Genomic DNA, 11815 nt, shown 5'->3' with positions numbered 1-11815 from the left:
GGATTCAGCGCCCCGCGAAGGCCGGGGCGCGCTTCTCGGTGAAGGCGCGCACGCCCTCGGCGCGGTCCTCCGTGGTGGCCAGCAGGGCCAGCATGGCCTGTTCCAGCCGCAGCGCGTCGTCCAGCGGCAGGTCGCGGGCGCGCAGCGCCACCTCCTTCGCCGCCTGCACCGCCAGCGGGGCATTGGCGGCGATGCGCCGCGCCGCCGCCAGCGCCTCCTCCAGCAACGACGCCATCGGCACCACGCGGTTCACCAGGCCCCAGCGCTCGGCGCGCGCGGCGTCCCAGGCGTCGCCGGTCAGCAGCAGCTCCATCGCCAGGGCGTGCGGCAGGTCGCGCCCCGCGCGCACCGTGCCGCCATTGCCGGCGATGAGGCCGCGCCTCACCTCGCTCAGCCCGAAGGTGGCATGGGGGGCGGCCAGGCGGATGTCGCAGGCCAGCAGCAGGCACATGCCGCCGGCCAGGCAATGCCCGTTCACCGCGGCCACCAGCGGCTTCCACAGCTGCATGCCGCGGTTGGGCAGCAGGTCGCGCTGCGTCATCGCCATCTCGGCCGGGCCGAGGCGCGGCATGGGCGCCTTGAGGTCGGCGCCGGTGCAGAAGGCGCGCTCGCCCGCGCCGGTCACCACGCAGGCGCGGATGGCGGGGTCGTCGCGCACCCGCTCGAAGGCGCGGGACAGCAGGGCGTAGTGCTCCGGGTCCAGCGCGTTCAACCGCTCGGGACGGTTGAGGGTGAGCAGCGCGACGCCGTCGGCGGCCACCTCCAACTCAATCGGCACCGTCCAGCTCCTTCAGGGCCGCCATCACCGCGCGCAGCCCCTCCAGCGCGCGCGGCACGCCGCAATAGGCGACGGCGTGCAGCACCACGGCGCGCACCTCCTCGCGCGTCGCACCGTTGCGCAGCGCGCCCCGCGTGTGCAGCTTCACCTCGCCCGGCGCGCCGATGGCCAGCAGCATGCCCAGCGTCACCAGCGAGCGCGTGCGGCGGTCGAGGTCGTCGCGCGCCCAGGCGCCGCCCCAGGCGGCCTCGGTGGCGATCTCGGTGAAGGGGGCGGCGAAGGGGTGGGCGCGGCCGGCCTCGGCGCGGCGGGCGTAGTCCTCGCCCAGCACCTCGCGCAGCACGGCCAGGCCGTCGTCGAAGCGCATCCGTTCCTCCGGTCCCATGGCGCATGGCTAAGGCACCGGCGGGGCCTTGGGGAAATACCGTCTCGCGCAGGGGTCATCGCGCCGGGTTATGGCAAGGGTTCGGCCCGCGTCTCCGTCAAGGGCTCCGCCCCCGTTTACGTCAGGGGCTCCGCCCCGGGCCAGTCGCCGGCGCCGATGCGGGCGCGCACGCCCTCGGCCAGCAGGGCGCGCACCGCCTCCGCCGCCGGGTCCGGCGCGGCGCCGGCGGCGGCACAGAGCGAGACGGCGATGGACAGCGCCGGCTCCACCGGCCGGTGGCACAGGCCCGAGGCGGCGGGCAGCGGCGTCCAGATGGTGATGGCCGCGCCCAGCCCCTCGCGCACCGCGGCCACCACGGTGGGCAGGGAGTTCAGCTCCACCCGCGCCTGCGCCGCCAGCCCGGCGCGGGCCAGCGCCGCGTCGAAGGCGGCGCGCACCACGTTGCCGGGGCTGGGCAGGCCGGCGGCGCGCGCGGCGGCGGCCTCCAGCGCGATCGGCGCGCCCTCGGCGTCGCCCGGCCCGGTGCCGTCGGTCAGCAAGGACAGGCGCTGGCGGAACAGCGGCAGGCGGTCCAGCGCCGGCTGCGGGCCGTGCTCGCTCACCAGCGCCAGGTCCACCCGGCCGGTCAGCGCGTGCTCGCGCAGCAGGGCGCTCTGGCCGTCGAACAGGCGCAGCGTCACCCGCGGCAGGCGCTCCGCCACCGCGCGCATCAGCGGCGCGGCGAAGAAGGCGACCAGCGCGGTGGGCAGCCCCACCGACACCTCCCCCGCCGCCTCGCCGGCCGAGGCACGGACGCGGGCGGGAATGCGCTCGGCCTGGCGCAGCAGCTCCCGCGCCTGGCGGTGCAGGGAAAGCCCGGCCTCCGTCGGCTTCACGCCGCGGGGCGAGCGCAGCAACAGGGGCACGCCCAGTTCCTGCTCCAGCCGCGCCACCTGCAGGGTCAGCGCCGGCTGGGCGATGCCGACCAGCGCCGCGGCGCGGGTGATGGAGCCCGCCTCGACGATGCGCACGAAGTTCTGCAGCTGCCGCAAATCCATGCTTGCCATAAGGCAACGCTATGGCCGCCGCGTGCAACGGTATTTCCCGCGCCGCGTCGCCCCCGCCTATGCGCGGCGCATGGAGACCAATGCCCCGCTCGCCGGCATCCGCGTGCTGGACCTGTCCGGCTACATCGCCGGCCCCTTCGCCGCCTCCCTGCTGGCGGACCTGGGCGCGGAGGTGGTGAAGGTGGAGCCGCCGGGCGGCGACCCCATCCGCCACTACCCCTCCACCCTGCCCGGGCGTTCGCGCGTGTTCCTGGGGGTGAACCGCGGCAAGCGCGGCCTGGTGCTGGACCTCAAGGACCCCGCCGGCAAGGCCACGCTGCTGGCGATGGCGGACGAGGCCGACGTGCTGCTGGAAAATTTCCGCCCCGGCGTGATGGAACGCCTGGGCCTGGGCTGGGCCCTGCTGTCGGCGCGCAACCCGCGGCTGGTCTGGTGCAGCCTGACCGGCTTCGGCGAGACGGGGCCGCTGGCCGGTGCCGCTGGCTTCGACCAGGTGCTGCAGGCGATGACGGGCCTGGCCGCCTTGCAGGGCCAGGCGGCGGGCGGGCCGCCGCAGCTGCTCTCGGGCTCGGCGGTGGATTTCTACGCGGCGTCGCTGGCGGCGCTCGGCATCGTGGCCGCGCTGCACCAACGCCACGCCACCGGCCGGGGCGAGCGCGTGGGGATGAGCCTGCTGGCCGCCGCGCTGGCCATGCAGGCCGGCCGCCTGGTCTGGGCCGATGACGAGGGGCGCGAGGCCGACCGCGACCTGCGCCAAGGCCGCGTCGCCGGCATCCACCCGACACGGGCGGGCTTCCTCTACCTCTCCGCCACCACGGACCATTTCTGGCGCGCCCTGTGCCGCCTGACCGGGCTGGCGGCGATGGCGGAGGACCCGCGCTTCGCCACGGTGCGCGACCGTGCCGAGCGCGCCGACGCCATCCTGCCCGCGCTGCACGCCGCGCTGGCCGCGCGCACGGCGGCGGAGTGGGAGGCGCTGATGCGCGGCCAGGTGCCCTGCGCCGTGGTCGGCGGCATCGAGGACATGTTCGACCACCCGCAGGTGCAGGCCGAAGGGCTGGTGGCGGAGCTGGAGGGCTACCGCGGCCTGGCCTCGCCCTTCCGCTTCGGCGACGCGCCGCGGCGGGTGCCGCGGTGCGGCGCGCCGGGCCCGATCGGGACGCGGGTGGCCGGCGGCGAGTGAGGCCGCCGCAAAGCGCGGGCGACGCGGCCGGGCGCGTCATGGATGGCCACGGCCGGCGGGGGCCGTCGGAGGGCGCGCTGCGGCCTCCACCCGGCGGTCCCTGCCTTCAGCTGAGCATCCCGCCATCCACCCGGAACTGCGAGCCGGTAACGAAGCTGGATTTCTCGCTGGCCAGGAACAGCACCATGTTGGCGATGTCCTCGCCCTCGGCGTAGCGTCCCAGCGGGATGGCGTGCGCGATGGCCTCCTGCGAGGAGCCGGCGCCGCTCTCGAGGGAGCGCATCATCCGGGTGTTGGCCGGCGACGGATGGACCGAGTTGACGCGCACCTGATGGGGCGCGGCCTCGTTGGCGGCGATGCGCGTCAGCCCATGGATGGCGAACTTGGAGGCGACGTAGGGCGACACCGGCATCGGCCCCGCCACCAGCCCGCCGATGGAGGAGGTGTTGATCACGCTGCCGGACTTCTTCGCGTACATCACCGGCAGCACGTGCTTCAGCCCCAGCCAGCTGCCGCGCACGTTGATCGCCATCACCCGGTCGAAATCCTCCACCGCCTGCTCGACGATGGGCGCCACCTTCCCCTCGATGCCGGCATTGTTGAAGAACACGTCGATCGTGCCGAAGGCGGCGACCGTGCGCTCCACGTAGCGCCGCACGTCCTCCTCGCGCGAGACGTCGGCGACGATGGTGAGCAGCCGGTCCGGGAAGCCCAGGCTGCGCGCCGCCTCGGCGAGCGCATCCTCCGCGATGTCCACGATGGCGACCTTGCAGCCCTCGGCGAGGAAGGCCTTGGCGGCGGCCGCACCCAGGCCATTGGCGCCGCCCGTGATCAGGACGACCTTCCCCGCGAGATCGGCGTACGTCATGGCTTCCTCCGATGGATGGCGCATACATGAAGCGTCATATGATCCGATGTATGGAAGCGTCCTGCCAGTGACAAGCGCGTGGCCATGCTGCGCGCCAGCCGGGAGGCACGCTGGGGGCCGCGCCTCCCGCCACCGCCCCCATCGTGCCGCGGACCCGCGCGGGCGCGCCGGGCCGAGCCCTCCCTGACCGCTCGCCCAGGCCCCGGACGGATGGCTCCGGCGTGGTCGTGCCCGCCGGCCTCCACCGCCGGCGCCGACCGGGCATTCGCGGCCGCCCGCGGACATGCCGCCAGCATTGACCGCCTTTTTCACCTCTGGGAATGTATCGGGGCCACAAGGTGCGCCGCCTCCAGAGCGCCCCAGGGCGAGGAGGAAACAGCATGTCCATCCGCTCCAGCGCGGTCGCGCTGCTTGTGGCGCTCGGCCTGGCATCCCCTGCCGCCGCCCAGCCGGTGTCCGACAATGTCGTCCGCATCGGCGTGCTGACCGACATGACGGGCCCCTACGCGGATTTCGCCGGGCCTGGCTCGGTCGCCGCCGCGCGGCTGGCCATCGAGGATCACGGTGGCCGCGCCCTTGGACGTCCGGTGGAGGTGGTCTTCGCCGACCACCAGAACCGCCCGGACACCGGTGCCGCGACGGCGCGCCGCTGGATCGACACCGAGCGCGTCGACATGATCATCGACATGCCGAACTCCGCGGTGGCGCTGGCGGTGCAGCAGGTCGGGCGGGAGCGCAACCGCGTGATCATCAACACCTCCGCCGCCTCGACCGAGCTGACGGGCCGGCAGTGCTCGCCGGTCGGCTTCCACTGGGTGTCGGACAGCTACGCCCTGTCCTCGGGCACCACGCGGGCGGTGCTGCAGCAAGGCGCGCGATCCTGGTTCTACCTCACGGTGGATTACGAAGGGGGCTACGCGCTCGAGCGCGCGTCGGACGCCGTGGTGCGGGCGGAGGGCGGCACGGTGGCCGGACGGGTGAGGCACCCCCTCAACGCGCCCGACTTCTCCTCCTTCCTGCTGCAGGCGCAGGCATCCCGCGCCCAGGTGGTGGCGCTGGCCAATGCCGGGACCGACACCATCAACTCCATCAAGCAGGCCGGGGAGTTCGGGCTGACGCGGCGCGGCCAGCGGCTCGTCGGCATGTTCGTGAACATCACGGACATCCGGGCCCTCGGCCTCCAGACGGCGCAGGGGGTGGTGGCGACCGAGGCCTGGTACTGGGATCAGAACGACGAGACCCGCGCCTTCGCCCAACGCTTCGCGGAACGTCACCGGGGCGCCATGCCGACCCAGTACCAGGCCGGCGTCTATTCGGCCGTGCGCCACTACCTGCGCGCCATCGAGTCGGCCGGCACGGATGAGGGCCCGGCCGTGGCGGCCCGGATGCGGGAGCTGCCGGTGAACGACATGTTCACCCGCAACGGACATGTGCGGCCGGACGGGCGCCACGTGCACGACATGTACCTGGTGGAGGCCAAGCGCCCCGAGGAGTCCCGCGGCGAGTGGGACCTGTACCGCATCATCGCCACCATCCCGGCGGAACAGGCCTTCCGCCCCTTGGCGGAGGGTGGCTGCCCGCTGGTGCGTCCGTGACCGCGAATGCCCTGACGGTCGGCTTCATCGGCCTCGGCGCGATGGGCGGGCCGATGGCCGAGCGGCTGCTCGCGGCGGGCCACCGCCTGCTGGTGCACGACGTCGATCCAGCGATGGTGGCGCGGGCCGCGGCGCTGGGGGCGACCGCCCTGCCCTCCCCGGCCGCCGTGGCGGACGCCGCGCCGGTCGTCTTCGTCAGCCTGCCGACGCCGGAGGTGGTGAAGCAGGTGGCCCTCGGCGCCGGTGGGCTGGTCGAGGGATCGGCGATGCGCGTCTATGCCGACCTGTCCACCACCGGCGCGCGCGTCGCGCAGGAGGTGGCGGCGGGCCTTTCCCCCAAGGGCGTGGCGGTGCTCGACGCCCCGGTGTCGGGGGGCGTGGCGGGCGCCCAGGCGGGGACGCTCTCGATCATGGTCTCCGGCGACCGGGTGGCCTTCGAGCGGGTGAGCGACCTGCTGCAGGCGATCGGCAAGGGAACCATCCATGTCGGCGAGCAGGTCGGACAGGGGCAGACGCTGAAGCTCGTCAACAACCTGATCGCCGCGACGGTCTGGGCGGCAACGGCCGAAGCGATGGTGATGGGGGCCAAGGCGGGGCTGGACCCGGCGGTCATGCACGCGGTGGTCGCGCGCAGCAGCGGCCGGTCCTTCTCCACCGAGGTGTTCATGCCGGAGGCGGTGCTGGAGCGGCGCTTCGACTTCGGCTTCCGGCTGGAGTTGATGCGCAAGGATGTGCGGCTGGCCCTGGCCGAGGCCGAGGCTCTCGGCACCACCATGCTGACCTGCACCACCGCCAAGCAACTCTACGACCACGCCCACGCGCATGGCGCAGAGGGGCAGGACGTCACCGCCCTGATCCGGCTGCTCGAAACCTGGGGCGGGGCGGAGGTTTCCGCGCAGCGGCGAGACTGACGACAGCGGGGCCTCGTCGAAGGAAGGATGGGCCTGCCCCCGTGGAAGCGGCCGGCAGGCGACGGAGTCCGGCTGGAACCCGCTTCCACGGGCGAAGGTCGGGCGTCTGCGGCAGACATGGCTGCCGGGCAGTTCCTCTACGTCCTGCTGCGAAGCTTCGCGAACCGCGCCGACGCCTCCTGCAGCACGTCGCGATGCAAACGGGACCAGCCGCTTGGGAGGCCGCCTCGCGCGATGGGCGCTTGCTGGAAGCAGAGGAGGTGAGCGCGAATCCCGCCGGGTCCGGCCGTGGTTGCAAGGGGTGGCTGCACCCCGTGGCCGCCCGGCACGCCCCACCCGCGCTGCCTTCGTCGTGCCCGTCTCCGGGCGGCGGGTCATCGCCTGCGCGCGTCGCGCACCGTCCCTGCCGGTTTCATCCCCGAAGCCTTGGGAAAGGCGTCGCATGAGCGGCACCCGGAGCATCACGATGACCGCGGGAGGCGGAACCCCTCGCTCCGCCACGCCGCGCGCCTGACGGAAGCCGGCAGCGCCGCACCGGGCGGCGCCGCCGCTGCGCTGCCCGGCAGCGCCATCGGCCTTGGCGTGGCCCCGCGGGCGTGGCGTTCGCCACCCTCGTTGCGGGTGCCCCCCAGCAAGCTCCTCCTCCAGCCGGCCGCGCCACCCCGCCGATCAGGGCGCGATGACCAAGGGCGGGACGCAGCGCCGCCCCGCCCGCGGGTTCACGCCACGCTGATGCCGCGCTCGCGGATCAGCCGGCCGTAGAGCGCCTGCTCCTCGCGCACCAGCGCGGCGAAGTCGTCCAGCAGCACCGGCTCCAGCAGCAGGTCGGGCGTGGCGCGGCGGCGCATCTCCTCGCTGCCCACCGCCTCGGCGATGGCCTCAGCGAGACGCCGCAGGATGGCCGCCGGCACCCCGGCAGGGGCCACCACGCCATGCCAGTAGCGCTGCACCAGCACAGGGCTCACCGTTTCCGCGAAGGTCGGCACGTCCGGCAGCGCGGCGAGGCGCGTGGGCGAGGAGGTGGCGAGGATGCGGAACTTCCCCCCGGCCAGGTGCGGCAGCAGCGTGTTGGTGGAGCCGGCGTAGAAGGGGATGCGCCCGGTGATGAGGTCGGTGACGATGGGCTGCTCGCCGCGATAGGCCACGTTCTCCAGCCGCACCCCGGTGAGGGACATCAGCCATTCCATCGTCAGGTGCGGCGAGGAGCCGTTGCCCACGCTGCCCACCCCGGCGCCGGGATTGCGGCGGATGTACTCCAGCGCCTCCGCCACCGTGTGGATCGGCAGCTCGGCGGTGACGGCGAAGGAGACGGGGGCGCGGTACACCACGCAGAGCGGCGCGAAATCCTCCAGCCGGTAGGTGATGTTCGGGTAGAAATTGGGGTTGAGCGACAGGGTGGAGGTCGCCACCCAGCCCAGGGTGTAGCCATCCTTCGGCGCGCGGGCCGCAGCCTCGGCGGCCAGCATGGTGTTGGCGCCGGGGCGGTTGTCGATCACCAGCGGCTGTCCCAGCGTCTCGCGCAGCCGCTCGCCGATGGCGCGGGCGAAGACATCCCCCGCGCCGGGCGCGAAGGGATAGATCAGCCGGATCGGCTTGTCGGGAAAGCCGCCCTGCGCGAGGGCCGGCGTGGCGAGGGGCGCAAGGAGCAGCGAGCGGCGGGCGATCATGCGGGTTCCCTTTCCCCTTGCCGCGCGGGCTGGCTGCGCGGCTTGCGTGCCTCGGCCGGGATGGCCGCGGCGCCGATGATGCCTTCCGCCTCCAGCCGCCGGATCTCCTCCGGGCCGAGGCCAAGGATGGCGCCGAGCACGGCCTCGTTCTCCTGCCCCAGGGTCGGCGCGGGGCGGCGCACCGGCAGCGGGCCGCCGCCCAGCGGGCGGATGGGGGCGGAGGGCAGCTCATGCGCGCCCAGGAAGGGGCGCTCCGCCGCCTGCCAGAAGCCGCGGGCGCGCAGGTGCGGGTCCTCGCGCAGGTCGGTGGGCCAGCGCACGGTGCCCGCGGCGACGCCGATGGCCTGCAAGGCCGCCATCGCCGCATCGGCCTCGCGGCCGCGCGTCCAGGCGGCGATCAGCGCTTCCAGCTCATCCTCGCGCCCGCGCCGTGCCGCCGCGTCCAGCGCCGCGAGGTCCGGGCGGCCCAGCAGCGCGGCCAGCCGCGCCCAGGCGGCGTCATCCGTCACCGCCACCGCCAGCCAGCCATCGGCGGCGCAGGGGAAGGCGCCGTGCGGCACGTGCTGCGGGTGGCGGTTGCCCAGCCGCGGCCCCGGCGAGCCGAGCGCCGATTGCGCGATGATCCAGGGCGCCACCAGCGGGAACATGCACTCCACCTGCGCCAGGTCCACATGCTGCCCCTCGCGCGTGGCCTTGCGGTGCAGCAGCGCCACCAGCAGCGCGGCGGCGGCGTTCAGCCCGCCCACCGGGTCGCCATAGGCGAGCTGGTTGGTCATCGGCGGCGCATCGGCGGGGCCGGAGACGGTGGGCAGGCCGGAGGCGTGCTCCAGCGTCGAGCCATAGGCGCGCGCATCCCGCCACGGCCCCTCGCCGCCGAAAGCGGGCATGGAGAGCATCACCAGGTCCGGCCGCGCCGCGCGCAGCACCGGGTAGTCCAGCCCCAGCTTGGGCAGCACCTCGCGCGCGTAGTTCTCCACCACCGCATCCGCCGTGGCGACGAGGCGCTTGAGCAGCGCCGCGCCCTCGGGCCGCGACAGGTCCAGCGTGATGCCGCGCTTGTTGCGGTTCTGGAAGGCGAAGCGGACATCCTTCTCGTAGCGCTTCTCGCTGAAGAAGGCCGGGCGTGGGTCCACGCCGCGCCACCAGTCGGGATACTGGATGGCCTCGACCTTGATGACCTCCGCGCCCAGGTCGCCCAGGGTGCGGGTGCAGAGCGGCCCGGCCCAGCCCATGGACAGGTCCACCACCCGCATCCCCGCCAGCGGCAGCGAGCCCGGCGCGGCAGCGGCACCGGACAGCGTCGGGGCGGCGGGGATGGGCTGGGCCGGGCCGGGCGCGATGCCGGTGGCGCGCGGCGGCGTGCGCGTCAGGCGCTGCGGCGGCGTCGGCCCCTCGAAATTGCCGCCGGGATGCGTGATGCGCTGGAAGGCGGCGCGGGCGCGGTGGGTGGGGGTGCGCAGCAGCGTTGCCATCTCCGGCACCACGGCGAAGGGCAGGCGGCGGGCCAGCGCCTCGGCGAACCATTCCTCGGCGGTGCGGGCCTTCAGCCGCTCGCCGAACAGCGCGTCCAGCCGGTCGGCCTGCGGCAGGCGCTCCAGCCCGATCACCAGCCGCGGGTCGCGGCCCAGCTCCTCCAGCCCCACCATGTCGCAGAAGGCGCGCCACTGGGCAGGGGTGACGACCGTCACGCCCAGCCAGCCTTGCTTGCAGGGATAGACGCCCAGCGGGCAGGTGGGGGCGAAGCGGTTGATGCCCAGCCGCTGCTCCACCTCCGGGTTCGTCACCGCCTGCGCCGCCTGGTACTCGGCGATGGCGACATTGGCCTCGTGCACCGAGGCCTCCATGGCGCGCCCGCCGCCGCCCCAGAGCGATGCCGCGGCGGCGATGAAGGCGCAGATGCCGCCCAGCGCCTCGCCCGCCACGCCGCCCAGCATCTGCGGCGGCCCTTCCTTCGGGCCGGTGCAGGCGAAGACGCCGGCCAGGGCGCGCGCCGTCACGTCGGTCGCCGCGAAGCCGGCATGGGGGCCGGTGGCGCCGAACCAGCCGATGCGCAGGTGGATGAGGTGCGGCGGCAGCGCCTCCTCCACGCCGCCCGGCCGCCCGTCCAGCAGCACGTGGAAGGCGGGCGCGTGCCCGGCGACGCTGCCGGTGCCCAGCCGCTTGTTGGCGTTCAGCCAGGCTTCGGTCAGCGAGGTGCCGTCGCGCAGCGGCCAGGCCTGGTGCAGCGGGTCCGCCGCATCGGGCAGCTTCCAGACCTCCGCGCCGAAATCCGCGAAGAGCTTGCCGGCATAGGCCAGGGCGGCACCCTGGCCGGCCTCCAGCACACGGATCCCCTGGAGGGCCTTCGCCATGAACCTTCCTCCGTTTTTTTGATCATGAATGCGGCCGTCAGGCCGCGTCAACCGTCCGGCGGGCGGCATTCATCGCCGGCAGGCGCCGCAGCAGGGCATCGGCATAGACCGCGATGTCCCGCTGCACAGCCAGCCGCGCCAGCGCGCCGTCGCCCTGGCGCAAGGCGCGAATCACGTCATGGTGCGGGTGCTCCTCCGGCTGGTGCAGGAAGCGGATGGATTTCAGCCCGGCATTCAGCGGCCCGCATTGCAGCCACAGTCCCTCCACCATCCGCTGGAGCACCGGCATGGCGGCCAGGCTGCACAGCGCCATGTGGAAGCGCTCATTCTCCAGCATCATCGCCTCGGCGCGGCCATCCAGGCGGGCGGCGGTCATCGCGGCGTGGATGGCCTCCAGCCTTGCGATGTCGGCGGGCTGGGCGCGCTCGGCGGCGCGGGCGGCGGCCTTGCCCTCCAGGTCCATGCGCAGCTCCACCACCTCGCGGAAGCGCGCGTCGGACAGGGTGGGCACGCGCACGGAGCGGCGGTCATGCTGCTCCAGCGCCCCCTCGCTCACCAGCCGCGCCAGGGCGGCGCGGATGGGGGTGGCGCTGACGCCCAGCTCCTCGCCCAGCGCGCGCAGGGTCAGCTTCTCGCCGGGCAGGAAGCGCGAGCGCATCAAGGCCAGCCGCAGCCGGCCATGCACCTGCGCGGCCATGGACTCCACGGATGGGGTGTTGACAGGCGGCGGCATGGATGAAAACGTGATCACAAATGCGGCGGCTGGCAAGGCCATCGCGGGGAAACAGGTTCAGGAAAGCACGATGGCCGAGGGCATCGCCACCATCCGCGCCGAGATCGGCGCCGCCGTCTGGAAGATCACCGCCCCGCCCGGGACGGTGGTGGCGGAGGACGAGCCGGTGGTGATCCTCGAAAGCATGAAGATGGAGATCCCCGTGCTGGCCCCCCATGCCGGCACGGTGGAATCCGTGCTGGTCGAGGAAGGCCAGCAGGTGGAGGAAGGCCAGCCCGTCGCCACCATCCGGCGCTAG

11 protein-coding genes are annotated in these 11815 nt (G+C 74.1%); 4 read left to right on the top strand and 7 right to left on the bottom strand.

All coding sequences use genetic code 11. From position 1 onward, the window contains the following. Positions 1-4 precede the first annotated feature (4 nt). From ACI6QG_RS06185 to ACI6QG_RS06175, 3 genes are all read right to left on the bottom strand, one after another. A complete protein-coding gene (locus ACI6QG_RS06185; protein ID WP_407023701.1) occupies positions 5-778 on the bottom strand; it encodes an enoyl-CoA hydratase/isomerase family protein in 774 nt (257 codons plus the stop codon). Continuing rightward, complete coding sequence (locus tag ACI6QG_RS06180) at positions 768-1145, bottom strand: carboxymuconolactone decarboxylase family protein (protein WP_407023700.1); 378 nt, start codon at positions 1143-1145, stop codon at positions 768-770. The genes ACI6QG_RS06185 and ACI6QG_RS06180 overlap by 11 nt, the downstream gene beginning before the upstream one ends. A 134-nt stretch (positions 1146-1279) precedes the next feature. Then, the gene (locus ACI6QG_RS06175; protein WP_407023699.1) at positions 1280-2200 is read right to left on the bottom strand and encodes a LysR substrate-binding domain-containing protein; all 921 of its coding nucleotides are present in this window, start codon (positions 2198-2200) and stop codon (positions 1280-1282) included. A gap of 31 nt (positions 2201-2231) precedes the next feature. Between ACI6QG_RS06175 and ACI6QG_RS06170 the strand changes: the two genes are divergently transcribed. Further along, positions 2232-3392: a CaiB/BaiF CoA transferase family protein gene (locus ACI6QG_RS06170; RefSeq protein ID WP_407023698.1), complete on the top strand. Its 1161-nt coding sequence runs from the start codon at positions 2232-2234 to the stop codon at positions 3390-3392. 106 nt (positions 3393-3498) lie between these two features. Here ACI6QG_RS06170 and ACI6QG_RS06165 read toward each other — a convergent pair whose 3' ends face one another. Further along, positions 3499-4260: an SDR family NAD(P)-dependent oxidoreductase gene (locus tag ACI6QG_RS06165; protein ID WP_407023697.1), complete on the bottom strand. Its 762-nt coding sequence runs from the start codon at positions 4258-4260 to the stop codon at positions 3499-3501. A 380-nt stretch (positions 4261-4640) separates the two neighbouring features. Between ACI6QG_RS06165 and ACI6QG_RS06160 the strand changes: the two genes are divergently transcribed. Continuing rightward, positions 4641-5855: an ABC transporter substrate-binding protein gene (locus ACI6QG_RS06160; protein WP_407023696.1), complete on the top strand. Its 1215-nt coding sequence runs from the start codon at positions 4641-4643 to the stop codon at positions 5853-5855. Continuing rightward, positions 5852-6766, top strand: a complete 915-nt coding sequence (locus ACI6QG_RS06155) for an NAD(P)-dependent oxidoreductase (protein WP_407023695.1) — start codon at positions 5852-5854, stop codon at positions 6764-6766. The genes ACI6QG_RS06160 and ACI6QG_RS06155 overlap by 4 nt, the downstream gene beginning before the upstream one ends. Positions 6767-7485: 719 nt before the next feature. On the opposite strand, the gene ACI6QG_RS06150 is transcribed toward ACI6QG_RS06155, so the two are convergent. From ACI6QG_RS06150 to ACI6QG_RS06140, 3 genes are read right to left on the bottom strand one after another with little or no spacing between them, the layout of a single operon-like run. Beyond that, the gene (locus ACI6QG_RS06150; RefSeq protein ID WP_407023694.1) at positions 7486-8433 is read right to left on the bottom strand and encodes a Bug family tripartite tricarboxylate transporter substrate binding protein; all 948 of its coding nucleotides are present in this window, start codon (positions 8431-8433) and stop codon (positions 7486-7488) included. After that, positions 8430-10784 (bottom strand): CaiB/BaiF CoA-transferase family protein, encoded by a 2355-nt coding sequence (locus tag ACI6QG_RS06145; protein WP_407023693.1) that lies wholly within the window; start codon positions 10782-10784, stop codon positions 8430-8432. The genes ACI6QG_RS06150 and ACI6QG_RS06145 overlap by 4 nt, the downstream gene beginning before the upstream one ends. A gap of 37 nt (positions 10785-10821) precedes the next feature. After that, positions 10822-11517: a GntR family transcriptional regulator gene (locus tag ACI6QG_RS06140; protein ID WP_407023692.1), complete on the bottom strand. Its 696-nt coding sequence runs from the start codon at positions 11515-11517 to the stop codon at positions 10822-10824. A 70-nt stretch (positions 11518-11587) separates the two neighbouring features. Between ACI6QG_RS06140 and ACI6QG_RS06135 the strand changes: the two genes are divergently transcribed. Then, entirely contained in the window at positions 11588-11815 is a 228-nt protein-coding gene (locus ACI6QG_RS06135) for a biotin/lipoyl-binding carrier protein (RefSeq protein WP_407023691.1), read from the top strand.

Origin of the sequence: Sabulicella flocculans (assembly GCF_045449635.1) — a bacterium.
Classification (GTDB): domain Bacteria; phylum Pseudomonadota; class Alphaproteobacteria; order Acetobacterales; family Acetobacteraceae; genus Roseococcus.
The sequence above is the reverse complement of the archived record's forward strand: the minus strand, read 5'-3'. Positions and strand labels throughout refer to the sequence as shown.